At 53.8% G+C, this 26533-nt stretch carries 20 protein-coding genes; 9 read left to right on the top strand and 11 right to left on the bottom strand.

All coding sequences use genetic code 11. The annotated features are described in order from the left end of the window. Positions 1-6 precede the first annotated feature (6 nt). The 5 genes from spoT (at position 7) to IAI47_RS00490 (ending at position 8167) form a co-directional block, all read left to right on the top strand. Positions 7-2115 carry a bifunctional GTP diphosphokinase/guanosine-3',5'-bis pyrophosphate 3'-pyrophosphohydrolase gene (spoT, locus tag IAI47_RS00510; RefSeq protein ID WP_003851347.1) on the top strand — a complete coding sequence of 703 codons (2109 nt, stop codon included), beginning with the start codon at positions 7-9 and terminating at the stop codon, positions 2113-2115. 2 nt (positions 2116-2117) lie between these two features. After that, a complete protein-coding gene (gene trmH, locus IAI47_RS00505; protein ID WP_003851348.1) occupies positions 2118-2816 on the top strand; it encodes a tRNA (guanosine(18)-2'-O)-methyltransferase TrmH in 699 nt (232 codons plus the stop codon). Next, positions 2813-4891 (top strand): ATP-dependent DNA helicase RecG, encoded by a 2079-nt coding sequence (recG, locus tag IAI47_RS00500; RefSeq protein ID WP_003851349.1) that lies wholly within the window; start codon positions 2813-2815, stop codon positions 4889-4891. Before trmH ends, recG begins: the two co-directional genes overlap by 4 nt. 104 nt (positions 4892-4995) lie before the next feature. Continuing rightward, positions 4996-6369 (top strand): NCS2 family protein, encoded by a 1374-nt coding sequence (locus IAI47_RS00495; RefSeq protein ID WP_008926968.1) that lies wholly within the window; start codon positions 4996-4998, stop codon positions 6367-6369. Between the two features lie 118 nt (positions 6370-6487). Continuing rightward, entirely contained in the window at positions 6488-8167 is a 1680-nt protein-coding gene (locus tag IAI47_RS00490) for an AsmA family protein (protein WP_008926969.1), read from the top strand. Between the two features lie 36 nt (positions 8168-8203). On the opposite strand, the gene fabY is transcribed toward IAI47_RS00490, so the two are convergent. The 5 genes from fabY to typA form a co-directional block, all read right to left on the bottom strand. Then, complete coding sequence (gene fabY, locus IAI47_RS00485; RefSeq protein WP_003851352.1) at positions 8204-9151, bottom strand: fatty acid biosynthesis protein FabY; 948 nt, start codon at positions 9149-9151, stop codon at positions 8204-8206. A 56-nt stretch (positions 9152-9207) separates the two neighbouring features. Further along, positions 9208-9645, bottom strand: coding sequence for a D-aminoacyl-tRNA deacylase (gene dtd / locus IAI47_RS00480; protein ID WP_003851353.1), 438 nt, complete (start codon positions 9643-9645; stop codon positions 9208-9210). Further along, positions 9642-10514, bottom strand: coding sequence for a virulence factor BrkB family protein (locus tag IAI47_RS00475; RefSeq protein ID WP_003851355.1), 873 nt, complete (start codon positions 10512-10514; stop codon positions 9642-9644). Before IAI47_RS00475 ends, dtd begins: the two co-directional genes overlap by 4 nt. 3 nt (positions 10515-10517) lie before the next feature. Continuing rightward, positions 10518-11114 (bottom strand): glucose-1-phosphatase, encoded by a 597-nt coding sequence (yihX, locus tag IAI47_RS00470; RefSeq protein WP_003851357.1) that lies wholly within the window; start codon positions 11112-11114, stop codon positions 10518-10520. Between the two features lie 209 nt (positions 11115-11323). Beyond that, positions 11324-13147 (bottom strand): ribosome-dependent GTPase TypA, encoded by a 1824-nt coding sequence (typA, locus tag IAI47_RS00465; protein ID WP_003850742.1) that lies wholly within the window; start codon positions 13145-13147, stop codon positions 11324-11326. Positions 13148-13585: 438 nt separating this feature from the next. On the opposite strand from typA, the gene glnA reads away from it, so the two are divergent. From glnA to glnG, 3 genes are all read left to right on the top strand, one after another. Then, positions 13586-14995: a glutamate--ammonia ligase gene (gene glnA / locus IAI47_RS00460; RefSeq protein ID WP_003850740.1), complete on the top strand. Its 1410-nt coding sequence runs from the start codon at positions 13586-13588 to the stop codon at positions 14993-14995. 138 nt (positions 14996-15133) lie between these two features. Continuing rightward, on the top strand, positions 15134-16183 hold the full coding sequence (gene glnL, locus IAI47_RS00455; protein WP_008926971.1) for a nitrogen regulation protein NR(II): 1050 nt from the start codon (positions 15134-15136) through the stop codon (positions 16181-16183). 7 nt (positions 16184-16190) lie between these two features. Then, positions 16191-17600 (top strand): nitrogen regulation protein NR(I), encoded by a 1410-nt coding sequence (glnG, locus tag IAI47_RS00450; RefSeq protein WP_008926972.1) that lies wholly within the window; start codon positions 16191-16193, stop codon positions 17598-17600. A 41-nt stretch (positions 17601-17641) separates the two neighbouring features. Here glnG and hemN read toward each other — a convergent pair whose 3' ends face one another. Both hemN and yihI read right to left on the bottom strand, forming a co-directional pair. Further along, positions 17642-19015: an oxygen-independent coproporphyrinogen III oxidase gene (gene hemN, locus IAI47_RS00445; protein WP_008926973.1), complete on the bottom strand. Its 1374-nt coding sequence runs from the start codon at positions 19013-19015 to the stop codon at positions 17642-17644. Between the two features lie 233 nt (positions 19016-19248). Beyond that, entirely contained in the window at positions 19249-19773 is a 525-nt protein-coding gene (yihI, locus tag IAI47_RS00440) for a Der GTPase-activating protein YihI (protein ID WP_003850736.1), read from the bottom strand. Positions 19774-20324: 551 nt separating this feature from the next. On the opposite strand from yihI, the gene yihA reads away from it, so the two are divergent. Beyond that, positions 20325-20960: a ribosome biogenesis GTP-binding protein YihA/YsxC gene (gene yihA, locus IAI47_RS00435; protein ID WP_003850735.1), complete on the top strand. Its 636-nt coding sequence runs from the start codon at positions 20325-20327 to the stop codon at positions 20958-20960. 417 nt (positions 20961-21377) lie between these two features. On the opposite strand, the gene polA is transcribed toward yihA, so the two are convergent. The 4 genes from polA to IAI47_RS00415 form a co-directional block, all read right to left on the bottom strand. After that, a complete protein-coding gene (polA, locus tag IAI47_RS00430) occupies positions 21378-24164 on the bottom strand; it encodes a DNA polymerase I (protein ID WP_008926974.1) in 2787 nt (928 codons plus the stop codon). 377 nt (positions 24165-24541) lie between these two features. Beyond that, positions 24542-25171 (bottom strand): thiol:disulfide interchange protein DsbA, encoded by a 630-nt coding sequence (dsbA, locus tag IAI47_RS00425; RefSeq protein WP_003850731.1) that lies wholly within the window; start codon positions 25169-25171, stop codon positions 24542-24544. Positions 25172-25197: 26 nt separating this feature from the next. Continuing rightward, a complete protein-coding gene (locus IAI47_RS00420; protein ID WP_003850729.1) occupies positions 25198-26184 on the bottom strand; it encodes a serine/threonine protein kinase in 987 nt (328 codons plus the stop codon). A 45-nt stretch (positions 26185-26229) separates the two neighbouring features. Next, complete coding sequence (locus IAI47_RS00415) at positions 26230-26505, bottom strand: YihD family protein (RefSeq protein WP_003850728.1); 276 nt, start codon at positions 26503-26505, stop codon at positions 26230-26232. Positions 26506-26533: the final 28 nt, after the last annotated feature.

Below are 26533 nucleotides of genomic sequence, written 5' to 3'. Positions count from 1 at the left end.
TCGCCCTTGTATCTGTTTGAAAGTCTCAATCAACTGATTGAAAAATACTTGCCAGAGGAGCAGATCAAGCGCCTCCAGCAAGCCTACCTTGTCGCACGTGATGCCCACGAGGGACAGACACGCTCCAGTGGTGAGCCTTATATCACCCATCCGGTTGCCGTGGCCTGTATTCTGGCGGAAATGAAGCTCGACCATGAAACGCTCATGGCCGCGCTGCTGCATGACGTGATCGAAGATACGCCCGCCACTTACCAGGATATGGAACAGCTGTTCGGTAAAAGCGTGGCGGAGTTGGTCGAAGGCGTTTCAAAGCTGGATAAGCTGAAATTCCGCGATAAGAAAGAAGCGCAGGCTGAGAACTTCCGCAAGATGATTATGGCGATGGTGCAGGATATCCGCGTCATTCTCATCAAGCTGGCTGACCGCACCCATAATATGCGCACCCTTGGGTCTTTACGCCCGGACAAACGTCGCCGCATCGCGCTGGAAACGTTAGAGATTTATAGTCCGCTGGCACACCGCCTGGGTATTCATCACCTTAAAACAGAGCTGGAAGAGCTCGGTTTTGAAGCACTTTACCCGAACCGTTATCGGGTGATTAAAGAGGTGGTGAAAGCTGCGCGTGGTAATCGTAAAGAGATGATCCAGAAGATTCTTTCTGAGATTGATGGCCGTTTACAGGAAGCGGGCATTCCCTGCCGCGTCAGCGGTCGCGAAAAGCATCTTTACTCGATTTACCGCAAAATGACGCTGAAAGAGCAGCGTTTTCACTCGATCATGGATATCTATGCCTTTCGCGTCATCGTGAAAGATCTGGATACCTGCTATCGCGTTCTGGGCCAGATGCACAGCTTATATAAGCCGCGTCCGGGCCGCGTTAAAGATTATATCGCCATCCCCAAAGCCAACGGCTATCAGTCGCTCCATACCTCCATGATCGGCCCGCACGGCGTGCCGGTTGAAGTGCAGATTCGCACCGAGGATATGGATCAGATGGCAGAAATGGGGGTTGCTGCGCACTGGGCTTATAAACAGGCGGGCGAAAGTGGCACCACTGCACAGATTCGCGCGCAGCGCTGGTTGCAAAGCCTGCTCGAGCTGCAGCAAAGTGCGGGCAGTTCATTTGAATTTATTGAAAGCGTGAAGTCCGATCTTTTCCCTGATGAGATCTACGTCTTTACGCCTGAAGGCCGCATTGTTGAGTTGCCAACCGGCGCGACGCCGGTAGATTTCGCCTATGCGGTGCACACCGATATCGGCCACGCCTGCGTCGGCGCACGCGTTGACCGCCAGCCTTATCCGCTGTCGCAAACCCTGACCAGCGGTCAGACGATTGAGATCATCACCGCGCCAGGCGCTCGTCCAAACGCCGCCTGGCTCAATTTTGTCGTCAGTTCCAAAGCCCGCGCCAAAATTCGTCAGCTCCTGAAGAACCTCAAGCGCGAAGACTCGGTTAATCTGGGTCGCCGCCTGCTCAGCCATGCGCTGGGCGGTAGCCGTAAACTGGCTGAAATCCCGGCTGAGAATATCAGACAGGAACTGGACCGCATGAAGCTGACTTCCCTTGATGATCTGCTGGCGGAAATTGGCCTCGGTAATGCGATGAGCGTGGTGGTGGCGAAGAACCTGCTGCAGGCTGACAGCAAGGCCATCACCAGCACCAGCAAGCGCGGTAAACTGCCGATTAAAGGCGCAGATGGCGTGTTGATTACCTTCGCCAAATGCTGCCGACCGATTCCTGGTGACCCGATTGTTGCCCATGTCAGTCCTGGCAAAGGGCTGGTGGTGCATCATGAATCCTGCCGAAACATTCGTGGCTACCAGAAAGAGCCAGAAAAATTCATGCCGGTCGAGTGGGATAAAGTCACCGAGCAGGAGTTCGTAGCAGAAATCAAAGTCGACATGTTTAACCATCAGGGCGCGCTGGCTAATCTGACGGCGGCCATCAACACGGCGGGTTCGAATATTCAGAGCCTGAATACCGAAGAGCGTGATGGTCGCGTCTATAGCGCCTTTATCCGCCTCACCGCACGTGACCGCGTTCATCTGGCGAATATCATGCGTAAAATTCGCGTGATGCCGGATGTGATCAAAGTCCACCGTAACCGTAATTAGGCATGAACGATCAACGTTTTGCCCGGATTCAGGCGATGCTGGCACTGCGCCAGCACGACCTGACGGTCTGCATGGAGCAGGTGCATAAACCACACAATGTTTCAGCGGTGATCCGCACGGCCGACGCCGTTGGCATCCACGAAGTGCATGCCGTCTGGCCGAGCCAGCGGATGCGCACGCAGGCTTCCGCGTCTGCCGGCAGCAACAGCTGGGTGAAAGTGGTCACCCATCCCACCATCGGCGATGCCGTAAAACAGCTCAAACAGCAGAAGATGCAGGTTTTAGCGACCCATCTCTCCGCCGATGCGGTGGATTTTCGTGAGATCGATTATACCCTTCCCACCTGCATTCTGATGGGGCAGGAAAAAACCGGCATCACCGAAGAAGCGCTGGCGCTGGCTGATCGTCAGATCGTGATCCCCATGGTGGGTATGGTGCAGTCGCTGAATGTCTCGGTCGCCTGCGCGCTTATCCTCTATGAAGCCCAGCGACAGCGGCAGAACGCCGGTCTTTACCTGCGCGATTACAGCCTGCTGGACGAGGATGAGCAGCAACGCCTGCTGTTCGAAGGCGGATTCCCGGTGCTCGCGCGGGTCGCAAAGCAGAAAGGTCTACCCTATCCGCGCATCAATGCGCAGGGCGAAGTCGACGCCGATCCCAGCTGGTGGGCAACCATGCAGTCGACCGGTAAAAGACGATGAAAGGCCGTCTGCTGGATGCCATTCCGCTCAGTACACTGACCGGCGTCGGTGCCAGCCAGGCAGCAAAACTGGCCAAAATTGACCTGCACACCGTTCAGGATCTCCTGCTTCATCTTCCGCTGCGCTACGAAGACCGCACCCAACTCTATGCTATCAATGATCTGCTTCCCGGTATCTGGGCCACAGTAGAAGGCGAAGTGCTGCACACAGATATCACTTTTGGTCGTCGCCGGATGATGGTGTGTCAGATCAGCGATGGCAGTGGCGTGCTGACAATGCGCTTCTTCAATTTCAATGCCGGGATGAAGAACAATCTGTCGCCGGGACGGCGTGTTACCGCTTATGGTGAAATTAAGCGCGGTCAGCGCGGCGCTGAGATTATTCACCCCGAGTACCGCATCCAGGGCGAGCAGAGCAATGTGACGCTGGAAGAGACCTTAACACCGGTTTATCCCACGACCGAAGGCATTCGACAGGCCACGCTGCGTAATCTCACTGACCAGGCGCTGACGCTGCTGGAAAGCTGCCCGATTGCCGAGCTGTTGCCGAAGGAGTTAAGCGGCGGCTTAATCAGCCTGCCAGATGCGCTGCGCACACTGCATCGTCCGCCGCCCGATCTACGGCTCAGCGAGCTGGAAAGTGGCCGTCATCCGGCACAACGCAGATTAATTCTGGAAGAGCTGCTGGCGCATAATCTCAGCATGCTGGCAGTGCGCGCCGGCGCTCAGCGCTATTATGCGTTACCGATGCCGCCGCGACACAATCTCAGTGACCAGCTGCTGGCCGCGCTGCCTTTCTCGCCGACCAATGCGCAGAAGCGCGTGGTGGCGGAGATAGAGAAAGATCTGGCCAATGATTTCCCGATGATGCGGCTGGTGCAGGGCGACGTCGGTTCGGGTAAGACACTGGTGGCTGCGCTCTCTGCACTGAACGTTATCGCCCATGGCAAGCAGGTTGCGCTGATGGCACCGACCGAACTGCTGGCTGAACAGCACGCCAGTAACTTCCGCCAGTGGTTTGCGCCGCTGGGGATTGAAGTCGGCTGGCTGGCCGGAAAACAGAAAGGCAAAGCCCGCCAGGCACAGCAGGAGGCGATAGCCAGCGGTCAGGTAGCTATGGTCGTGGGCACACACGCTCTGTTTCAGGAGCAGGTGCAGTTCAATGGTCTGGCGCTGGTCATTATTGATGAGCAGCACCGCTTCGGCGTCCACCAGCGTCTGGCCTTGTGGGAAAAAGGTGAGGAGCAGGGTTTCCATCCGCATCAGCTGATCATGACCGCCACACCGATTCCGCGCACCCTGGCGATGACCGCGTATGCCGATCTCGATACCTCAACCATCGACGAACTGCCGCCGGGACGTACCCCGGTGACCACCGTGGCTATCCCCGATACGCGACGCGAGGAGATTGTGGCGCGGGTTGAGCATGCCTGCCGGGAGGGACGTCAGGCCTACTGGGTATGCACGCTGGTTGAAGAGTCAGAGCTGCTGGAAGCACAGGCGGCAGAAGCCAGCTGGGAATCCCTGAAAACCGCGCTGCCCGACTTAAATATCGGACTGGTGCATGGCCGCATGAAACCCGCTGAAAAACAGGCGGTCATGCAGGCGTTTAAAGCGAATGAACTCCAGCTGCTGGTAGCGACGACCGTCATTGAGGTCGGCGTGGACGTGCCGAATGCCAGCCTGATGATTATCGAAAACCCTGAGCGGTTAGGGCTGGCACAGCTGCATCAGTTGCGAGGCCGTGTGGGTCGTGGTGCCGTGGCATCACACTGCGTACTGCTCTATAAAGCGCCGCTGAGCAAGACGGCGCAGAAGCGTTTACAGGTACTACGCGACAGTAATGACGGCTTTGTTATTGCCCAGTTCGATCTGGAGATTCGCGGACCGGGTGAACTGCTGGGCACACGTCAGACCGGCAACGCCGAATTTAAAGTGGCTGACCTGCTGCGCGATGCAGCGATGGTGCCCGAAGTTCAGCGTGTGGCGCGCCACATCCACCAGCACTATCCCGAGCAGGCCAGCGCCCTGATTGAACGCTGGCTGCCAGAGAACACCCGTTTTACCAACGTCTGAATGAGACCCCTTCAAGTCGGCTTTTATATCCACGCCGGGCAAACGATTGCTTTTGCCCGGCGGATGATTACAATCGCCACATTATTTTTTGGGAAGAACAGAAGATGTCCACCAATCCTCAGCCAGACCAGCCTTCCGCCACGCAAAGCGAACTGATTTATCGTCTTGAAGATCGTCCACCTCTGCCGCAAACGCTGTTTGCCGCTGGTCAGCATCTGCTGGCGATGTTTGTCGCGGTCATCACGCCCGCCATTCTGATCTGTCAGGCGCTGGGCCTGCCCGCAGAAGATACCCGGCACGTTATCAGCATGTCGTTGTTTGCTTCAGGTGTGGCATCGCTGCTGCAAATCAAAACCTGGGGACCGGTGGGTTCGGGTCTGCTGTCGATTCAGGGCACCAGCTTTAACTTTGTGACGCCTTTGATCATGGGCGGGATGGCGCTGAAGAATGGCGGCGCTGACGTGCCCACCATGATGGCGGCGCTATTTGGCACGCTGATGGTGGCCTCCTGTACCGAAATGGTGCTGTCACGCGTATTGCATCTGGCTCGCCGGATTATCACGCCGCTGGTTTCCGGTATCGTGGTGATGATTATTGGGCTGTCGCTGATTCAGGTAGGACTGACCTCGATTGGCGGCGGTTTTAGCGCGATGAGTGACCATACCTTTGGCGCACCAAAGAATCTGATGCTGGCTGGCGCCGTGCTGCTGGTGATCGTGCTGCTTAACCGGCAGAAAAACCCCTATTTGCGCGTCGCCTCCCTGGTGATTGCGATGGCCGTGGGCTATCTGCTGGCCTGGGCGATGGGCATGCTGCCGGCAGCCGGTATTCCTGCTGATCAGCCGCTGATCGTGGTGCCGACCCCGCTTTATTACGGGCTGGGCTTCGACTGGAACCTGCTCGTTCCGCTGATGCTGGTATTTATGGTGACCTCCCTGGAGACCATCGGCGATATCACTGCCACCTCGGATGTGTCGGAACAGCCGGTCAGCGGCCCGCTCTATATGAAACGCCTGAAAGGCGGCGTGCTGGCAAATGGCCTCAACTCCTTTGTCTCCGCGCTGTTTAACACCTTCCCTAACTCCTGCTTCGGTCAGAATAACGGTGTGATTCAGTTGACCGGCGTGGCCAGCCGCTACGTGGGCTTTGTTGTCGCACTGATGCTGATTGTGCTGGGGCTGTTCCCGGCGGTCAGCGGTCTGGTGCAGATGATTCCTGAGCCGGTACTCGGCGGCGCAACCATTGTGATGTTCGGCACCATTGCCGCCTCAGGTGTTCGCATCGTGTCACGCGAGCCGCTTAATCGTCGCGCCATCATGATTATTGCGCTGTCGCTGGCGGTGGGTCTGGGCGTGTCTCAGCAGCCACTGATCCTGCAGTTTGCCCCCGACTGGCTGAAAACGCTGCTCTCTTCCGGCATTGCCGCAGGCGGTATTACCGCAATCGTGCTCAACCTGATTTTTCCGCCAGAGAAGTAAGGCCACAGGCAGGCTTCGGCCTGCCTGCTAATTATTCGGATTTACATCCAGTCTGTTGAGCTGTAACGGTAATTCAGGCATAACAACCTCTCACCGGATTTAACTCGGGAAGGATGCTATGAAATTTATTGGAAAGTTTTTCCTCACCTTACTTTTACTGCTGCTTTTTACCCTGGTCGTGATCTATGTACTGCTGCAGACACAGTGGGGTGCAGGCTGGTTTAGCCGTTGGGTGAGCGACAAAACCGAATGGCATCTCTCCCTGAGTAAAATTGAACACAATTTCTCTTCTCCCTCTCATATCATTCTGGATGACTTCAGCTTTGGTCACGATGGTCAGCCTGCGGTGCTGGTCGCGAAACGGGTTGATCTCGGCCTGGCGCTGATTCAGTTCAGCGATCCGCTGCATTTCAGCAGCCTTGAGCTGCGCGATGGGGAAGTGAATCTGGCTAATCTGGCGCAGGGCAGCACGCTGCCGATTCAGGCCGATCGCCTGCAACTCAATAATATGCGTATCGACAGTCCCAAGAGCGCGTTACCGCTGTTTGCTCAGCAGGTTAATGGCGGCATCCTGCCGTGGAAGCCCACGGGGCTGGATATGCTGGGTCGCGATGCCCGCTTCCAGATGAGCGCAGGCAGCATGACGCTGAATAATGTGCCGGGTGAAAACGTCCTGATTCAGGGCAGTGTTTCCCAGGGTCGGATGCGCTTTGACAATATTGGTGCCGACCTGGCGCGTGGCTCCATGACCGGTAACGGTGAGCGCGATGCCCAGGGCAACTGGAAAATTAATCAGCTGCGACTGAACGACATCCGTCTGCAGACTACCAGCAGCCTGAAAGATTTCCTGCATAGCCTGCAGGTTGTTCCGTCAATTGCCATTACCCGCCTCGACATGACCGATGCCCGTCTGCAGGGGCCTGACTGGGCGGTGACAGATCTGGATCTGACGCTGAGAAACGTTAACTGGCAGGGAGATGACTGGCAGAGTAACGACGGTTCACTGGCGCTGAATGCCAGCAATTTTATCGACGGTGGATTCGAGCTTAATGACCCTATCCTTAACCTGGATTTCTCACCGCAGGGTGTGGCGCTGACACAATTCAGTTCACGCTGGGCGAACGGGGTGATTCGGGCTGACGGTGACTGGTCGCGCAGCAATAAGCGCCTGACGCTGAAAAATCTGGCCGTTGCCGGACTGGAATACACGCTGCCGCAGGACTGGCGTGACCGCTGGCAGGCGACACTGCCCGCGTGGCTGGAGAGTGTAGAGGTAACGCGTTTCACCTCTAACCGTAACCTGATTATCGATATTAATCCGGCGTTTCCCTTCCAGCTGACTTCACTGGATGGCGCTGGCGAAAACCTGCTGCTGGCTCAGCAGCATCAGTGGGGGATCTGGTCGGGTAAGCTCAGCCTGAACGCGGCAGAATCGACCTTTAACCGCACCGATCTGCGTCATCCGTCGATTGCGCTAAGTGCTGACCCGCAGCAGATTCAGGTTACTGAACTGAGTGCGTTCAGTAACAAGGGCCTGCTCGAAGGAACCGCCACCGTAGGTCAGCAGCCAGCGCGTCCTCTGACACTGCAACTGACGGGTCGGGCAGTGCCGGTGAATGTGTTGCAGAACTGGGGATGGCCCGTATTGCCGTTAACCGGTGACAGTAATATGCAGCTGCAACTAAGCGGTGCATTACCCGCAGGCCAGCCACTGCGCCCGACCGTGAATGGCACTCTGTCGGTGACGACGGACAGTCAACAGTTACAGCAGACAATGCAGGCCGGTCAGGTGCGTTAACAGGATCAATAAGGGCCGCGGAGGCGGCCCTTATGATTAGTTGATACGTGCGCCGGAACCGCCCTCTTCCAGCGGCCCGTCAGGATCGGCAGGCAGAACAATATAGACCCCCTCAAACACAGCGCCACACTCATCGTCGCCAAAAAGCTCAACTTCAAGCTGCACACGTGCTTTACGTCCGCGCGCCAGACGGTCGAGATCGCCGCTTAATGAGCCGAGGTCAGCAATCGCGCCAGGCCGGCCACTAATCGGGTGGCTGTAGCGAATGTGCGCATCCGCCAGAATAATGGTGCCGCCCAGATGGCGCTCGCGCAGCAGTAACCAGATCAATCCCCAGCCGGTCAGCGTGGCCAGCGAGAACAGACTGCCAGCAAACAACGTCTGATGTGGATTCTGATTTCCCGCTTCCGGCATGGTGGTGATAAATTTCTGCCCGGTAAACTGCAGAATACGGACACCCATCTTCTCGCTGAGCGGAATATGATCATACCAGGCCTGCTGCAGCTGTCCGCACCAGTCGGCACGATGCAGGATATCATCGAGCGTAACGACAGGCTTGATCATCAGAAAGTGGCGAACCGGCGTCGTCTGGGGCGCGGTAATCTCGCCCTGGTTGACGTAGCCGAGCTTAGCGAAGAATGCGACAGCATCTTCGCGGGCACTACAGGTTACCCGTTTAGCTCCTTCCTGACGCGCTACCGACTCCAGCGTCATCGCCATTAGCGTTCCCAGCCCTTTACCCTGCACCGAAGGATGAACGGCCATGAAGCGGATAGCAGCCTCATTGTCGGCATTAATGTAGAGACGGCCGATAGCGACCGGATTTCCCTGTTCATCAACCACCATCTGATGATGTGCCAGGGCATCCCAGGCGTCACGTTCTGACCCCTGCGGTTGACGCAGAGGTTTACGTAACATCTCCCAGCGGAACTGATAATAGATATCCAGCTCTTCCGCCGTCTGTGGCACGCGAAGGTGATACATGTAATGTTTCTCCCGCTCGGATGTATGGCCTGTTCCCTGCCGCTCAGCTGACGATCTCACACCTGCAACCAGAACGTCACAGGACCATCATTCACCAGCGAGACCTGCATATCTGCAGCAAAACGGCCATTCGCCGTAGTAATCCCCTGCTGGCGACAGCAGTCGCTGAAGTATTCATACAGACGTTCGGCTTCAGCAGGTTCAGCGCCACCCGAAAACGAGGGGCGCATCCCTTTTTGCGTATCCGCGGCCAGCGTAAACTGCGACACCACCAGCACACTTCCGCCCGCCTGGCGGACACTCAGGTTCATCTTGCCCTGCTCATCGCTAAAGATGCGATAGCCCAGTACACGTTCTGCGAGACGTTCCGCTCGCGCGTTGTCATCGCCTTTTTCTACGCCCAGCAGAACCAGTAAACCCGCGCCAATTTCACCGGTCACTTCCTGATCGACGCTGACGCTGGCGCGCTGCACGCGCTGAATCAATGCAATCATGTTTCCTCGCGTTGCTCTTCTTGTTGGTGTTGCTGCTTCAACTGCCGATAGTCAGCTAACGCGACGGTTATTTCAGCGCCCAGCAACACAATACACCAGGTCCAGTAGACCCAGAGAAACAGAATGGGGATCACGGCCAGTACGCCGTAGATCAACTGATATGAAGGGAACATAGTAACATAGAGCGCAAAGCCCTTTTTACCCAGCTCAAACAACGCCCCGGCAACGAGCGCGCCAATCAGCGCATCACGCGGTGGCACCCGTTGAGTGGGAACAATGCTGTAGAGTAACCAGAAGGCGAACCACGACAGCAGAAGCGGGAAAATGCGCAGCATCTGATCGACCAGACTGGTTACGCCAGTGGCATTAATCCAGCGCAGGGAAAGCAGATAAGAGCTGATTGCCAGGCTGGCACCGGCCAGCAGCGGACCGAGCGTCAGGATCATCCAGTAGACGGCAAAGGAGTAAACCATCGGTCGCTTTTTGTTGCTGCGCCAGATGGTGTTTAACGCCGTATCGACCGAATGCATCAGCAGTAAGGCGGTCACGATAAGACCGACTGCCCCGACCGCCGTCATCCGGTTTACGTTAGCAACAAACTGTTCAAGATAGCGTTGCAACGTGTTACCTGCAGCAGGCATCAGATTGTTGAAGACAAACTGTTTTAACTGCACGCTGATGTCAGAGAAAACCGGAAACGCCGCAAACAGGGCAAAGACCACTGCAATAAGCGGCACTAACGCCAGTAATGAGACATAAGCCAGATTACCGGCCTGGGTCGTCATGCCATCCTCATCAATGCGTTTCCATAACAGCCTGAGCCACAACCAGAACGCATGCAGCCTGGGGCGAAATTTACGTGACATCATGAGTTACTGTAGACCCGCAAACCAGTTGGGTACCGTTTTACTGTCAGTAACCAGTACACTTTCAATACCCAGGGCACGGGCCGCCTCAATGTTCTCTGGATTATCATCAAAGAACACCGCCTGATCGGCAGTCACACCTTCTGCATCCAGCACATGCTGATAAATCCGCGCTTCCGGTTTGCGCATACCTATCTCCTGTGACAGGTAGATTTTATCCGCTGCCTGCTGCACGTCCGGATACTGCGTTGGCCAGAATTCGCAATGTAGCTTGTTCGTGTTAGAGAGGATTACCACCCGATGACCTTCCAGCCGCAGCCGGTTCATTAGCGCCAGGGTTTCCGGACGCACGTCAACGAAGACCGCCTGCCAGCCAGCCGCAAACTGCTCATAGCTCAGTGCGATCTCCAGCTTTTCGCACAGCGCCAGTGCGAAATCTTCATCACTGATCTCGCCACGTTCGTGTTGCTCAAACGCTTCGTCCATCTGGAAATGGCCTTGTAGCGAAGCCAGCGGTACACGACTAAAGTCACTCCAGACACCCAGCACGCGGTTGAAGTCGATATCAATAATCACATTGCCCAAATCAAAGATATACAGCATGGTGTGTCTCCTTCTGTTCCCTGGAGTATTCACTCTAGCGGCAAAAGTGCAGGCTGAACAGGCACGGGCTGAGAGAAAAGCGTAAACGCCAGAAGGTGAGTAAAGCGCGACATCATTCGCACAAATATTCGCTGGTCCGGCTGAGTAAATCCGAATTTCAGGCAAAAAAAAGCCCCGCATGCGGGGCTTTTTATTCTTTAAAGGCGCAATTATGCGTCTTTAGGACCACGTGAAGCACGTTTACGGTCGTTTTCAGTCAGGTGACGCTTACGGATACGCACTGACAGTGGAGTCACTTCGACCAGTTCGTCATCATCGATGAACTCGATCGCCTGTTCCAGCGTCATTTTCTGCGGTGGTACCAGTGTCGTTGCTTCATCAGTACCTGAAGCACGCATGTTGGTCAGCTTCTTACCAGTCAGACAGTTTACGGTCAGGTCGTTAGAACGGCTGTGAATACCGATGATCTGGCCTTCATAGACTTCTGCACCATGACCCAGGAACAGCTTACCGCGATCCTGCAGACCGAACAGAGCGAACGCTACAGCTTTGCCCTGACCGTTAGAGATCAGAACGCCGTTCTGACGCTGGCCCACTTCGCCTGGACGGATATCGTCGTAGTGGCTGAAGGTAGAGTAGAGCAGACCGGTACCGGAAGTCATCGTCATGAATTCGTTACGGAAGCCAATCAGGCCACGGCTAGGAATCACGTAGTCGAGACGTACGCGGCCTTTGCCATCCGGATCCATGTTTTTCAGATCGCCTTTACGCTCACCCATGGCTTGCATAACGGAACCCTGATGCGTCTCTTCGATATCCAGCGTAACGTTCTCGAATGGCTCTTGTTTACGGCCATCGATCTCGCGGAAGATAACTTTCGGACGGGATACCGCCAGTTCGAAACCTTCACGACGCATGTTTTCGATCAGAACTGACAGGTGAAGCTCACCACGACCTGACACGCGGAACGCATCAGAATCTTCGGTTTCTTCAACGCGCAGAGCCACGTTGTGAACCAGTTCTTTGTTCAGACGCTCAAGGATCTGACGTGAAGTCACGTACTTACCTTCTTTACCGCAGAACGGTGAGGTGTTGACGTTAAAGAACATGGTTACGGTTGGCTCATCAACGCTCAGTGCTGGCAGCGCCTGCACATTCTGTGGATCACAGATGGTGTCAGAGATGTTCAGCTCGCCCAGACCGGTGATAGCAATGATATCGCCCGCTTCAGCCAGATCGCTGTCGATACGCTCAAGACCCAGGTGAGTCAGGACTTTACCGACTTTACCGTTACGGGTTTTGCCTTCGCTATCAACGATAGTGACTTGCTGGTTCGGCTTAACTTTACCGCGCTTGATGCGGCCAATGCCGATCACGCCCAGGTAGTTGTTGTAGTCCAGCTGAGAGATCTGCATCTGCAGTGGCGCATCAGCCTCAACCTGCGGAGGCGCAACGTGGTCAACGATTGCCTGATACAGCGGGGTCATATCGTCAGCCATGTCGGTGTGCTCAAGACCCGCGATACCATTCAGCGCAGAGGCGAAAATGATAGGGAAGTCGAGCTGCTCGTCAGTCGCATCCAGGTTAACGAACAGGTCAAATACCTGATCCACAACCCAATCCGGACGCGCACCAGGGCGATCTACTTTGTTGATAACCACAATCGGCTTCAGACCATGCGCGAACGCTTTTTTGGTCACGAAGCGGGTTTGCGGCATAGGGCCATCCATCGCATCTACAACCAGCAGCACCGAGTCCACCATGGACATGACGCGCTCAACTTCACCACCGAAGTCGGCGTGTCCTGGGGTATCAACGATGTTGATACGGTAGTCATTCCACTTAATGGCGGTGTTTTTTGCGAGGATGGTAATCCCACGCTCTTTCTCCAAATCATTGGAGTCCATCACGCGCTCTGTTGCTTCGGTACGGGCATCAAAAGTACCGGATTGTTGCAGCAGTTTGTCAACCAGGGTGGTCTTTCCATGGTCAACGTGCGCGATGATGGCGATGTTACGCAAATTTTCGATCACAGCTTTGCCTCAGGCATTAGAAATAGCGCGTTATTGTACACTGATTAAGCGGAAGACTGAACACCATCACACTTTTCACTGAAAGTTTATTAGATAGGTGCAAATTTGCCCTGTTCCCGGTGCAGAAAATGCACTAAGTTGGTCTTATGCACCAAAACAGTGCCAATAAATCATCATAAAGCACCACTTTAGTGCACCAGGACCATCCTGGTGCAGGTGCTTTATGACAAAAAGGTGCATCACAAGGCGATTTAAGCAGCATCAGAAAAGTTGGCACAGAATTCGCTTTATCTAAATCAAGCGTAATCGCCAGTCAGATGTCGGTTGAAGAGCGTGCCGGAAGCGGGTAGTCAGGGAGTTGTTTTCCCGCTGCGAATTCCGGAAACGACGTTTCCTCGCCATGTAGATAATGAAAGACCATTTCCAGGAGAGTTGAGTATGTCCGCTGAACACGTTCTCTCGATGATGAACGAGCATGAAGTTAAGTTTGTTGACCTGCGTTTTACCGATACCAAAGGTAAAGAACAGCACGTTACTATCCCTGCTCACCAGGTTAACGCTGACTTCTTCGAAGAAGGCAAAATGTTCGATGGTTCGTCTATTGGCGGCTGGAAAGGCATTAACGAATCAGACATGGTGCTGATGCCTGACGCTACCACGGCAGTCATGGATCCTTTCTTCGAAGATTCTACGCTCATTATCCGTTGTGACATCCTTGAGCCAGGCACTATGCAGGGCTACGACCGCGATCCACGTTCTATCGCAAAACGCGCTGAAGATTACCTGCGCTCTTCCGGCATCGCGGATACCGTGCTGTTTGGACCAGAACCAGAATTCTTCCTGTTCGATGACATCCGTTTCGGTTCATCGACTTCCGGTTCACATGTGGCTATCGACGATATCGAAGCGGCATGGAACACCGGTAAAGAGTACGAAGGCGGTAACAAAGGTCACCGTCCAGGTCTGAAAGGCGGCTACTTCCCGGTTCCACCAGTCGACTCATCACAGGACATCCGTTCTGCCATGTGTCTGACCATGGAGCAGATGGGCCTGGTTGTTGAAGCGCATCACCACGAAGTGGCGACTGCGGGTCAGAACGAAGTGGCTACCCGCTTCAATACCATGACCAAAAAAGCTGACGAAATTCAGATCTACAAATATGTCGTCCATAACGTTGCTCATGCTTACGGCAAAACCGCGACCTTTATGCCGAAGCCAATGTTTGGCGACAACGGTTCAGGCATGCACTGCCATATGTCACTCTCTAAAGGTGGCCAGAACCTGTTTGCCGGCGATAAGTACGGCGGCCTGTCTGAAATGGCGCTGTTCTACATCGGCGGCATCATCAAGCACGCTAAAGCAATTAACGCACTGGCGAACCCGACCACGAACTCTTACAAGCGTCTGGTTCCGGGTTATGAAGCACCGGTTATGCTGGCTTACTCTGCCCGTAACCGTTCAGCGTCAATCCGTATTCCGGTGGTTGCCAGCCCGAAAGCCCGTCGTATCGAAGCGCGCTTCCCGGACCCAGCGGCTAACCCATACCTGGCGTTCACCGCACTGCTGATGGCTGGCCTGGATGGCATCATCAACAAAATCCATCCTGGTGATGCGATGGACAAGAACCTGTATGACCTGCCACCGGAAGAAGAAGCTGAGATTCCAAAAGTTGCGGGCTCTCTGGAAGAAGCGCTGAATTCACTGAACGAAGATCGCGAGTTCCTGACCCGCGGCGGTGTATTCACTGACGAATCGATCGATGCTTACATCGAACTGCGTAAAGCTGAGATGGATCGCGTTCGCATGACGCCACACCCGGTTGAGTTCGAGCTTTACTACAGCGTTTAACTGGTCAAACGATTTTGTTGCCGTGGAAACTTTTAGCCCATCTTCGGATGGGCTTTTTTCTCCGCGAATTTACCGTTCATTCGCCCTCCTTACGGCTTTAAGACTAAAATGCACCTGATTGGTGCAGAGGTACGTTTTATGGCAACTGGCTCTCTGCCCGATGCAGGGCAGATTCTCAATGCTTTAATCAACAGTATTTTGTTGGTGGATAACGATCTGGTTATCCATTACGCCAACCCGGCGGCGCAGCAATTACTGGCGCAAAGCTCACGCAAGCTGTTCGGCACGCCGTTACCGGAATTAACCGGCTACTTTTCGCTGAATATTGAGGTGATGCGCGAGAGTCTTGAGGCTGGCCAGGGATTCACTGACAGTGAGGTTACGCTGGTCGTTGATGGTCGTGCACACATTATGTCGCTGACCGCCCAGCGATTACCCGATGGCTTAATTCTGATGGAAATGGCGCCGATGGATAATCAGCGTCGGCTCAGTCAGGAGCAGTTACAGCACGCTCAGCAGGTGGCCGCTCGCGATCTGGTTCGTGGTCTGGCTCATGAGATTAAAAATCCGCTGGGAGGGTTACGCGGCGCGGCACAGCTTTTATCACGTGCCCTGCCCGATCCCTCGCTGAACGAATACACCAAAGTCATTATTGAACAGGCCGACCGGTTGCGGAATCTGGTGGATCGTCTGTTAGGGCCGCAGCAGCCGGGTATGCACATCACGCAGAGCATTCATCAGGTGGCTGAACGCGTAGTTAATCTGGTCTCGATGGAGCTGCCGGAGAATGTCTCGCTGGTACGGGATTATGACCCCAGCCTGCCGGAACTGCCGCACGACCCCGATCAGATTGAACAGGTACTGCTTAACGTGGTGCGCAATGCGCTTCAGGCGCTGGGAGACGATGGCGGCACCATCATTATCCGCACCCGCACCGCTTTCCAGCTCACGCTGCACGGCACGCGTTATCGCCTGGTAGCACGTATTGATATTGAAGATGATGGCCCCGGCATTCCGGCCCAGCTGCAGGATACGCTGTTTTATCCGATGGTCAGCGGACGTGAAGGCGGAACCGGTTTAGGCCTCTCCATCGCCCGTAGCCTGATTGATCAACATTCAGGAAAAATAGAATTTAACAGTTGGCCGGGACACACCGAATTTTCGGTTTACCTGCCTATTCGCCAGTGAGGTTTCTATGCAACGAGGGATAGTCTGGATCGTCGATGACGATAGCTCCATCCGCTGGGTGCTTGAACGCGCGCTCACTGGAGCCGGTTTGAGCTGCGCGACTTTTGACAGCGCAAGCGAGGTGCTGGATGCCCTCTCAACCAAGACCCCGGACGTTTTACTGTCAGACATTCGCATGCCCGGTATGGATGGCCTGGCGCTACTGAAGCAGATTAAACAGCGTCATCCCATGCTTCCGGTCATCATAATGACGGCGCATTCGGATCTGGATGCTGCCGTCAGCGCCTATCAGCAGGGCGCATTTGATTACCTGCCTAAGCCGTTTGATATCGACGAAGCCGTTGCACTGGTAGAGCGAGCGATCAGCCACTACCAGGAACAGCAGCAGCCACGTAATCAGCCGGTCAGCGGACCAACTACCGATATTATTGGTGAAGCGCCTGCGATGCAGGATGTGTTTCGTATCATCGGGCGCTTATCGCGCTCTTCGATAAGCGTGCTGATTAACGGTGAGTCCGGAACCGGTAAAGAGCTGGTGGCCCATGCGCTACATCGCCACAGCCCACGCACCAAAGCGCCCTTTATCGCACTGAACATGGCTGCAATACCCAAAGATTTGATTGAGTCAGAGCTGTTTGGTCACGAGAAAGGGGCCTTTACCGGCGCGAACCAGATCCGTCAGGGCCGTTTTGAGCAGGCGGATGGCGGCACGCTGTTTCTGGATGAGATCGGTGATATGCCGCTGGATGTGCAGACCCGACTGCTGCGCGTGCTGGCCGATGGTCAGTTCTATCGCGTCGGTGGTTATGCACCCGTCAAAGTGGATGTGCGTATTATTGCGGCAACCCACCAGAACCTGGAATTGCGTGTGCAGGAAGGCAAGTTCCGTGAGGACCTGTTCCACCGCCTGAATGTGATTCGTGTGCATCTGCCGCCGCTGCGTGAGCGTCGTGAGGATATCCCACGTCTGGCGCGTTATTTCCTGCAGGTGGCGGCTCGTGAGCTGGGTGTGGAAGCGAAGATTCTGCACCCGGAAACCGAAACAGCCTTAACCCGGCTGCACTGGTCCGGTAACGTACGTCAGCTGGAAAACACCTGTCGCTGGCTGACGGTCATGGCTGCGGGTCAGGAAGTGCTGATTCAGGATCTGCCCAGCGAACTGTTTGAGTCCAGCACCCCGGAAAATCCGGTGCAGTCGCTGCCTGACAGTTGGGCAACGCTGCTGGCACAGTGGGCCGACCGCGCACTGCGTTCCGGTCATCAGAATCTGCTGTCGGAAGCACAACCGGAGATGGAGCGAACGCTGCTCACCACTGCGCTGCGTCATACGCAAGGCCACAAACAGGAAGCCGCTCGTTTGCTGGGCTGGGGACGAAACACGCTGACACGCAAGCTGAAAGAGCTTGGCATGGAATAAGCGTTTCGGTGCGGGCTGGCATGTCATGCCAGCCCGTTTCGTCATATAACGCGGGAGAATTGCTGCTGACGCACTTTCTGACGCAGATAGCGATCAAAGCACATGCAGATATTGCGGATCAGTAACCGGCCAATGCCGGTCACCTCAAGCCCTTTAGCAGTTTGTACCACCAGCCCGTCAGCAATTAACGGTTTCAGCAGCGCCATGTCCTCAGCAAAATAGTCGCTAAAGCGAATGCCCCATCGCGCTTCAGTCGCGGCAAAATCCAGCGAGAAGTTACAAATCAGCGTTTTAATCACGTCACGCCGCAGGCAATCATCGTCGGTTAAGGCGATGCCGCGCCACAGGCCATTTCCCTGCTGTTCCACACATGCATACCAGGTGTTGAGGTCTTTCTGATTCTGCGCATAACTGTCGCCAGTCATGCTGATGGCTGAGACGCCAAGCCCCAGTAAGTCACTGTCGCCCTGCGTCGTGTATCCCTGGAAATTGCGATGCAACTGCCCTTCACGCTGCGCGATGGCCAGCTCATCCTGCGGCTTTGCAAAGTGATCCATCCCGATAAACTGGTAGCCCTGCTGAGTCAGCGTCGCAATGGTCTGTTGCAGGATATCCAGCTTTTGCTGCGCGGAAGGCAGTTCATCCTCTTTAATTTTACGCTGCGCCGCGAACATCGCTGGCAGATGCGCATAGTTAAATACACTAAGCCGGTCCGGGCTCAGTGCCAGTACCCGCTCCAGCGTCCAGGCAAAGCTGGCGGGCGTTTGCAGGGGTAAGCCATAGATCAGATCGATGCTGACAGAGCTGAAGCCCTGCTCACGGGCGCGCGCCATCAGGCCGAAAATCACCTCTTCATCCTGCACCCGATTAACCCGTTCCTGCACCGATTTATTAAAATCCTGTACGCCCATGCTCAGACGATTGAACCCCAGCGATCGCAGGTGATCAATCACATCCAGCTCAATTTCCCGCGGATCAACCTCGATCGACATTTCGGCGTCCTCAGCCACGCTGAAGTGCTGCTTCAGTAAACCCACCAGCCGTGAAATCTGCGTATTATCGAGAAAGGTTGGCGTGCCGCCGCCCCAGTGAAGCTGCGTGACTTTACGCTCGCGAAACAGCGGCGCGCGCTGAATGATTTCCTGCTCAAGCACGTCCAGATAGCGGTCCGCTTTGTGGCGCTGACGCGTCACGATCTTATTGCAGCCGCAGAAGTAGCAGAGACGATGGCAGAAGGGAATATGAACATAGAGCGACAGCGGACGATCAGGATAACGCGCGACGGCACGCTGGAAATCAGTTTCCGCGTACTGCTCGCTGAACTCCAGCGCGGTGGGATAAGAGGTATAACGCGGGCCAGCGTAATTGTACTTTTCAATTAACGCCTGATCCCACTCAATCTGCTGCGATGGCATGCTCACTCCTTCCGGTGACGGCGTCTGAGAGAAGGTCGCGAAGAAGAGGAGATGAAAGGTGAGCGGGTTGAGACCCGACGTAAACGTTGCTTCAGTCGCGACAGGCGTCGTAGTTTAAACAATAACCACAGCAGATAACATGTCGCCAGCAGCGCGAAAATTGATCCAGGCCAAAACATTGTCGTTTACCTGATAAGCGCGGCATGCGGAGACCGCATGCCGATCAAATTTGCTTAGTTGCCCTTCAGCAGACGGTACATATCTTCTTCAGCCTGCTCATCTTCAGCATCATCCATCACAATGCCTAACTGCTCCATCAGTTCGTCGATACGGTCCAGCGAGGCATCCAGCCAGCCCTGATCTTCAGCCGACAGGGTTTCGCCATTTTCCAGTCGATCCAGCAGCGCATCAAGACGCTCATCATTTTCCAGCTTCGCCAGCTCTTCTTCTGGCGTCAGGCGTGCTTTTTTCTCAGCTGCAGGTTTTTCCACGCTTTTCTTTGGCTTAACGGCTGCGGTTTTTCCGTCAGCGATCAGGGCCACCGGCTTTTTACTGCCGATGCGCGGATCTTTCACGTTATTAGCCTGACTCCCGCCATTGCTATCGGACGCCGCTGGATTAGCACGGCTGCCAGAAGCATGTCCACGATGCTTTTTATCACGTTTGCGATCGCGTGCTTCGTTGTTGATATCATCACGCGATTTGCGTTTGGCTTTGGCGGCAGGTTTGCCGTGAACAGCTCGTGCAGGTTGCTTCATAGTATTCGGTCCCGGCTTTTTTTATTCAGTATACAATTGCGGCGAAATCTAGCAGAAACCAGACAAAGAAAAAAGGCGACAGCTCAAGCTGTCGCCTTATTTCATACCTTCATAAGAAGGAATCATGTTTTAAATCCTTTTCGGCTCCTAACATCCCGGTCAATCCCGCGCCTGCTCAACTCCTGAGCTTTTCCTTATCCCTGTCTGAGCGTATCCCTGACTCATTTCCACTCCATCGCTCTCTACCCTCCTGGTATCCCTGAGCGCATCATCCTGATGGGTGCTGCCGTGCACTGCACAATAATGTAGACCATCTGGTAAAAGCCTCAAGTCAGCGCCACAAATAGTTAGTTCAAAAAAAGAACCATTCTAGATAAGATATTAAATAATAAGATTTTTTATTTTTAGTAATTAAAGTAAAAAGCGAAATAACTCGCAGTGGTAATGGCAAATCTCTTACAAATCTGACTAATCAGACGCGGTTGAGCACTTTCGCGCCATAACGCGTATAATCGGCCGCATTGCCTTAATGCGTTTTCTGGAGTGTCACCTTGTCTGAATTGAATTATCACGTTACCCACTTTGTCATGAGCGCGCCGGATATCCGCCATCTGCCTGCCGATACCGGAATTGAAGTGGCTTTTGCTGGCCGCTCGAACGCGGGAAAATCGAGTGCGCTGAATACGTTAACCAATCAGAAGGGTCTGGCGCGTACCAGTAAAACGCCGGGACGTACGCAGCTGATTAACCTGTTTGAAGTGAAAGAAGGTAAGCGTCTGGTCGACCTGCCCGGTTACGGTTATGCCGAAGTCCCGGAAGAGATGAAGCTGAAGTGGCAGCGTGCGTTAGGTGAATACCTGCAAAAACGTCAGGCGCTGAAAGGCCTGGTGATCCTGATGGATATCCGTCATCCGCTGAAAGATCTCGATCGACAGATGATTAACTGGTCCGTTGAAAGCGGCATTCCGGTGCTGTTGCTCCTCACCAAGGCAGACAAGCTCGCCTCAGGTGCGCGTAAAGCACAGCTTAATGTTGTGCGTGAAGCTGCACTCGAATTTGTGGGTGATGTGCAGGTAGAACTTTTCTCATCGCTAAAGAAAATCGGCGTAGATAAGGTTCGTCAGAAACTGGACAGCTGGTTCACAACGTTTGAACCGGCAGAGGTGAATCAGGACGCGGAAGAGTGAGTGGCAGCCCTGTGCCGCTGAAACCGGCGGTGCAAAAAGCCCAATAAAAAACGCCCCAGTCACAGAATGACTGGGGCGGCTAAATTCAGCCAAATCCGATTACGTGAAGTAAAAGGTCTGAAAGATAGAACATCTTACCTCTGTACCCTACGCGACGAACTTTACCTGATTTTCTGTGCGTGACAAAGGCTTTTTTGTTGCTTACTTACATCAAACAAGGCTTTTTTTACCACGTGCGTCACAAAAACAACGTTGCAATGTAGTTAAATGACGGAAAAAGTGTTTAGCCGATAAGCAGTTAGAAAAACGCTTTATCTCAGTACCAGCATTGACCGCGCTGAGCCCGTTAACTAAACGATTTACTTATGCCTGATGACAGGCCAATTCCATTTTACGGAACCGGCCTCAGACGCTGAATCAGTGGGCTTCATCCCAGTTATTACCCACTCCGACTTCAACCAGTAAAGGCACGTCGAGCTGCACGCTACCTTCCATTAGCGCACGGATTTTCTGGCTGGCCTCTTCAACGGCCTCCGCTTTCACTTCGAATACCAGTTCATCGTGAACCTGCATGATCATTCTGACGGCATTGTCGTTTTGCTGTTCAAGCCATTCATCCACCGCAATCATTGCCCGCTTGATAATATCTGCTGCGGTTCCCTGCATTGGCGCATTGATCGCGGCGCGTTCTGCGGCTTTCCGGCGAATGGCGTTGCTGGATTTAATATCTGGCAGCCACAGCCGACGACCTTCCAGCGTTTCAACATAGCCGTTACTCGCCGCCAGCTGACGGGTGTTCTCCATATAGCGCAGTACGCCCGGATAACGTTCAAAGTAGAGATCCATATACTTTTTCGCTTCGCCCGCACCGATATTCAGCTGACGCGACAGGCCAAAGGCGCTCATACCATAAATCAGACCAAAGTTGATCGCTTTGGCACTGCGACGCTGTTCGCCGCTGACCTTATCCAGCGCCACACCAAACACTTCGGATGCCGTGGCACGGTGAATATCTTCGCCCTGGGCAAACGCGTCCAGCAATCCTTTATCCTGAGAGAGATGCGCCATGATACGCAGTTCAATTTGTGAATAGTCTGCCGCCACAATGCGATGGCCTTTGGCCGCGACAAATGCCTGGCGGATCCGGCGTCCTTCGTCATTACGCACCGGGATGTTTTGCAGATTCGGATCGGCAGAAGATAAGCGTCCGGTAGCGGTAACAGCCTGATGATAAGAGGTATGCACGCGCCCGCTTATCGGATTAATCATCAGCGGTAATTTATCCGTATAAGTCGACTTAAGTTTGGATAAACCGCGATGCTCCAGGATCACTTTTGGAAGTGGATAGTCGAGTGCCAGCTCAGCTAACACCTCTTCGCTGGTTGACGGCGCACCGCCTGGTGTTTTCTTTGTAGGTTTAATGCCCTGTTTTTCAAACAGGATCACCTGAAGCTGCTTAGTGGATGAGAGGTTAAAAGGCTCTCCCGCCAGCTCATGCGCTTTCAACTCAAGCTCAGCCAGTCGGGCAGTCAGCTCTTTGGAGTGTTGCGCCAGGATCGATTGATCGATTAGCACGCCATTGCGTTCTATCCGGGAGATGACGGTCAGTAACGGCATCTCAATCTGTTCGAACACTTTTTTCGGGCCCGCTTCTTTCTCCAGCTCTGGCCACATCTTCAGATGCAACTGCAGAGTCACATCGGCATCTTCGGCAGCATAATGAGCGGCCTGCTCTAACGCGATTTGATTGAACGTCAGCTGATTTTTGCCTTTACCGGCGATCTCCTGGAAGGTGACCGTTTTATGGTTAAGCCAGCGAGCGGCCAGGCTATCCATGTCATGTTTACCCACCACGCTGTTGAGAATATAGGACTCAAGCATGGCGTCGAATTTGATACCGGCCAGTTCAATATCGTAGTTCTTCAGTACGCCACGATCGTATTTCAGGTTCTGGCCCACTTTCCAGGCGTTTTCATCCTCAAGCAGAGGCTTGAGCTGTGCCAGAACGGCTGCACGATCCAGTTGATCAGGCGCATCAAGATAGTCATGAGCAACCGGCAGATAGGCGGCTTCACCGGGCGCTACTGCGAAGCTGATACCCACGATGTTAGCGCTCAGGGTATCCAGCGCGTCGGTCTCCAGATCAAAGGCAAACACTTCGCTGTTTTTCAGCTTCTCCAGCCAGCTATCAAAGTGTTCCTGATCCAGGATTGTGACATAACCTTCGCTCGGCAATACGCTGCTGGTTTCAACGACCACAGCTGGCTCATCAGACAACGCTTTTTGCGCCTGAGTATTGTTCTTCTTGCTCTGCAGCCATTTACCGTCCTGCAGGTCACTCAGCCAGCGTTTGAACTCATAGCGACTGAACAGGGTCTGCAGTGCCTCGACATCAGGTTCAGTAACGTTGAGCTCTTCACAGGGCAGCGCCAGCTCAACGTCCGTCTTGATGGTCGCCAGCTGATAGGAAAGAAACGCTACATCACGATTCTGCTCAAGTTTGGTCGCCATGGTTTTGGCACCCCGAAAGCCGAGATCGGCCACCTTGTCCAGATTGTCATAGATCGTCTGCATGCTGCCCAGTCCCTGCAGCAGAGCCTGCGCGGTTTTTTCACCCACACCCGGCACGCCTGGGATGTTATCTGAGCTGTCGCCCATCATGGCCAGAAAATCGATGATTAAGGCGGGCGGCACACCATATTTTTGCTCAACCTCTTCCGGGCCCAGAATGGTGTTGCTCATGGTATTTATCAGCGTGATAGCTGGGGTGACCAGTTGCGCCATATCTTTGTCGCCGGTGCTAATCAGCACTGAGAGGCCTTTTTTCTCTGCTTCCAGCGCCAGCGTACCGATGACATCATCAGCTTCAACGCCGCTCACCGCCAGTAACGGCAGCCCCATCGCCCGTACCATCTCATGCAACGGCTCGATTTGCGCACGTAAGTCATCAGGCATCGGTGGACGATGAGACTTGTAGTGTTCAAACAGCTCGTCCCGGAACGTTTTGCCTTTGGCATCAAACACCACAGCAACATGACTCGGATTGTATTGCGCCAGCAGGCTTTTCAGCATGTTGAGCACACCGTACATGGCACCAGTGGGTTCACCTGCACTATTGGTCAGCGGCGGAAACGCGTGATACGCGCGATAAAGATAGGATGAGCCATCAACCAGAATGAGGGGATTTTCTGCTATTTGCGCCATAAGTCTGTGTTGTCTTCGTTGCTATGGGTTGGTCTATAAGGATGCCACAACCTGGCAGAAAGGGTGAACTAAGGCGTAGGATATGTCGCGTTTTTGACGGTTCTGGAGATAAGATCGCAACGATCATTCTGTGGATAACTTTGTGCGTAAAAATTATAACGCGCTGTTTTTCAGGATCTTAAATGATTAAACCTCAAATAAAAACCATCTATTTCATAGACTTATTTAATTTCCGTGACCCGATCGGCAATTTTAATTATGTGATCCCTTGTGTGGATATTAAATTTATGCCCTGGAGATGGACAAAATTTATGTCTCTGTTCAATAGCATAAAAAAACGCCAGCTGAGCTGGCGTTGAATGAGATGACAAAGCCTGTTACTTCTGGCTTACAAGGAATTTAACCACGTTCGCGTAGTCAGCAACGAAATTGTCCATAGAGCTGGTATCAAGCCCGCCGTTGTTCACCATATATTTGCCATTAACGAACATCGCTGGTACACCGCGCAGATCAACATCCGCAGCCGCTTTCTGCTGTTGTGCAACCAGCGCTTTTACGGCGAAGCTGTTCCATGCAGCATCATAGTCAGCAGCGGAGATACCGGCCGCTTTGACAAACGTCTCTTTCAGACTGGCAGGATCGGTGATGGTCTGTGTTTTCTGGATGCCATCAAAGATCGGTACTGTCACCTTATCTTCAACGCCCAGCGCCATCGCCACAGCCCAGGCCTGGGTCACAACCGGTCCCAGATCGCCACCAAGGAAATCGACGTGGTATTTCACCAGTTTAGTGTCAGCAGGCAGATTCTTTTTCACCGCGTCATTGACGTGATAAATACGTTCAAACTGATAGCAGTGCGGGCAGAAGAAGGAGAAGAACTCCATCACCTGAGGTTCGCCGGCCACGGGTTTCGGCAGACTGACATATTGTTTACCTTCAGTGAACTGGGCAGCGGACGCGCTGAATGCCAGCACTAAACCCATCAGAGCAAACCAAATTTTTTTCATCGTGAAAAATTCTCCTGACTACGTCATTAATATTGCGGTGTCAGCTGCAGAGGAGGTTCCTGCAACAGCTTCTCCTGCTCGGTAAAGAGTGAAATTTGCCTGCGCCAGAAATCTTCATCTGTCATCCAGGGGAAAGCGCGAGGAAAAGCGGGATCCTGCCAGCGTCGGACAACCCAGGCCAGATAATAAACCATGCGCATAGCGCGTAAAGGCTCAATCAGTGACAATTCATTAATATCAAAATCACTGAATTCACTGTAAGCCTCCAGCAGAATATCCCACTGAATACGCTGTTCCTGTCGATCGCCGCTAATCAGCATCCACAGATCCTGTACTGCCGGGCCATTACGGGCATCATCCAGATCGACAAACAGCGGTCCGTCACGCCACAGAATATTACCCGGATGGCAGTCGCCATGTAATCGTAGCGGCTGCCACGTAGTGTGCCACCGTTGCTGCAGCGTATTGCCCAGCTTATCAAGCGCCTGCAGCAGTGCGGCCTTAAGTGATGCAGGCACTAAGAGTGATTGTTCCAGAACCTGACGGGGTTCATGCAGATATTCATCCAGGCCTATGGTCGGTCGATTGCCGAATAACGTTTTGCGCCCGGTCTGATGAATGCGCCCCAGGAAGCGGCCTACCCATTCCATCTGGTCTTCATTGTCTGTCTCATATTGTCGTCCGCCCAGGCTGGGAAAGACGGCAAAGAAGAAGCCAGCGTGGCTGTGCAGTGTTTCACCCTTTAACCGCAGTGGTGCTGCGATGGGCACCTCGTCAGCCAGCAGATCGAGTGCATACTGATGCTCTTCAGCAATCTGTTCGGCACGCCAGCGCTGTGGACGATAAAACTTCGCTACATAGCGTCGTTTTTCATCATCGCTGAACTGATAAACCCGGTTCTCATAGCTGTTCAGGGCTGTCAGACCCGACTCGACGCGAATTCCTGTCTCCCAAAGCGCATCAAGCAGCACATCGGGATTCAAGGTCTGGAAGTTAAAAGCAGCGTCGCTCATCATGTTACCTGTAGTCACCCTTACATTTAACTGCCAAGGATAACACTACTCGTCCTGTTTAATGACACCCCGTGCGCGGAGCAGTGCTGTTTTGAAATCAACTTCATAGTCTTTTTTAAGGCCGGGAATTTCATCATCGCTGGCAGAGTCACGCATTTTAAGATGGTAAATTAATACATCGTCGGTTAATTCACTTAACGGGCCACGGAATCCAGATTCCTGAGCCAGTTTCTGCAAAAATGTGACCAGATTAAGGTCAGGTTCTTTTTGCCAGGCGGGTTGCAGCAACGCGATCAGCTCGTTTAAACGATGGCATTTCATTCAGGATTCTCCCGTATTCACAGTGCGT

The organism is Pantoea sp. MT58, assembly GCF_014495885.1.
Taxonomy (GTDB): Bacteria; Pseudomonadota; Gammaproteobacteria; order Enterobacterales; family Enterobacteriaceae; genus Pantoea; species Pantoea eucalypti.
Note: the sequence above shows the minus strand (reverse complement) of the source record. Positions and strands in the feature narration are given on the sequence as shown.

Excerpts from the sequence above, each read along its gene's own strand:
- trmH (WP_003851348.1), top strand. The coding sequence starts at position 2,118 with ATGAACGATCAACGTTTTGCCCGGATTCAGGCGATGCTGGCACTGCGC.
- recG (WP_003851349.1), top strand. The coding sequence starts at position 2,813 with ATGAAAGGCCGTCTGCTGGATGCCATTCCGCTCAGTACACTGACCGGC.
- IAI47_RS00495 (WP_008926968.1), top strand. The coding sequence starts at position 4,996 with ATGTCCACCAATCCTCAGCCAGACCAGCCTTCCGCCACGCAAAGCGAA.
- IAI47_RS00490 (WP_008926969.1), top strand. The coding sequence starts at position 6,488 with ATGAAATTTATTGGAAAGTTTTTCCTCACCTTACTTTTACTGCTGCTT.
- fabY (WP_003851352.1), bottom strand. The coding sequence starts at position 9,151 with ATGTATCACCTTCGCGTGCCACAGACGGCGGAAGAGCTGGATATCTAT.
- dtd (WP_003851353.1), bottom strand. The coding sequence starts at position 9,645 with ATGATTGCATTGATTCAGCGCGTGCAGCGCGCCAGCGTCAGCGTCGAT.
- IAI47_RS00475 (WP_003851355.1), bottom strand. The coding sequence starts at position 10,514 with ATGATGTCACGTAAATTTCGCCCCAGGCTGCATGCGTTCTGGTTGTGG.
- yihX (WP_003851357.1), bottom strand. The coding sequence starts at position 11,114 with ATGCTGTATATCTTTGATTTGGGCAATGTGATTATTGATATCGACTTC.
- glnA (WP_003850740.1), top strand. The coding sequence starts at position 13,586 with ATGTCCGCTGAACACGTTCTCTCGATGATGAACGAGCATGAAGTTAAG.
- glnL (WP_008926971.1), top strand. The coding sequence starts at position 15,134 with ATGGCAACTGGCTCTCTGCCCGATGCAGGGCAGATTCTCAATGCTTTA.
- glnG (WP_008926972.1), top strand. The coding sequence starts at position 16,191 with ATGCAACGAGGGATAGTCTGGATCGTCGATGACGATAGCTCCATCCGC.
- hemN (WP_008926973.1), bottom strand. The coding sequence starts at position 19,015 with ATGCCATCGCAGCAGATTGAGTGGGATCAGGCGTTAATTGAAAAGTAC.
- yihI (WP_003850736.1), bottom strand. The coding sequence starts at position 19,773 with ATGAAGCAACCTGCACGAGCTGTTCACGGCAAACCTGCCGCCAAAGCC.
- polA (WP_008926974.1), bottom strand. The coding sequence starts at position 24,164 with ATGGCGCAAATAGCAGAAAATCCCCTCATTCTGGTTGATGGCTCATCC.
- dsbA (WP_003850731.1), bottom strand. The coding sequence starts at position 25,171 with ATGAAAAAAATTTGGTTTGCTCTGATGGGTTTAGTGCTGGCATTCAGC.
- IAI47_RS00420 (WP_003850729.1), bottom strand. The coding sequence starts at position 26,184 with ATGAGCGACGCTGCTTTTAACTTCCAGACCTTGAATCCCGATGTGCTG.
- IAI47_RS00415 (WP_003850728.1), bottom strand. The coding sequence starts at position 26,505 with ATGAAATGCCATCGTTTAAACGAGCTGATCGCGTTGCTGCAACCCGCC.